Source organism: Komagataeibacter melomenusus (assembly GCF_013155395.1).
Lineage (GTDB): Bacteria > Pseudomonadota > Alphaproteobacteria > Acetobacterales > Acetobacteraceae > Komagataeibacter > Komagataeibacter melomenusus.
Genome location: NZ_JABJWC010000125.1, coordinates 1 through 343, shown reverse-complemented (window position 1 = coordinate 343; position 343 = coordinate 1). Strand labels below are relative to the sequence as shown.

At 56.6% G+C, this 343-nt stretch carries 1 protein-coding gene and 1 pseudogene; one reads left to right on the top strand and one right to left on the bottom strand.

What is annotated here, in order from left to right; translation table 11 throughout:
• Positions 1-114, top strand: a 114-nt coding sequence (locus HNW77_RS17360; RefSeq protein WP_146044241.1) for a transposase, incomplete at its 5' end; no start/stop codon positions are given.
• On the opposite strand, the pseudogene HNW77_RS17570 reads toward HNW77_RS17360, so the two are convergent.
• Positions 104-343: pseudogene (locus tag HNW77_RS17570) on the bottom strand (chloride channel protein); the annotation flags it as partial. The gene HNW77_RS17360 and the pseudogene HNW77_RS17570 overlap by 11 nt on opposite strands.

Here is a 343-nt window from a genome sequence, read left to right as displayed (position 1 = left end):
CTCTGGGCTCGCCTCAAGGAGTGGCGCGCTGTCGCAACCAGATATGAAAAAACAGCAACGTCGTTCCTCGCGGTCATCCACATCGCTGCCGCAGCAGACTGGATCAAGCCCTAACAGGCCCTAGTATGGAGAGGTATTTCAGGAAAAAGAAGGAGGCTGGATAATGGAGGGTGCCGTCTATGATTCCTCGCGCCTGGAGATAGCCCGTACCATAGGTCGCCCCGTCAGAGACTAGGCCGATCAGGGCCAGAAGCAGACCACATAAAGCGGCAAAACCGAGAGGGAAACGTGCCGCAAATGGGCGAAGTGATCCTGGCAGTCCCTTGGAGAGGCGAATGACACA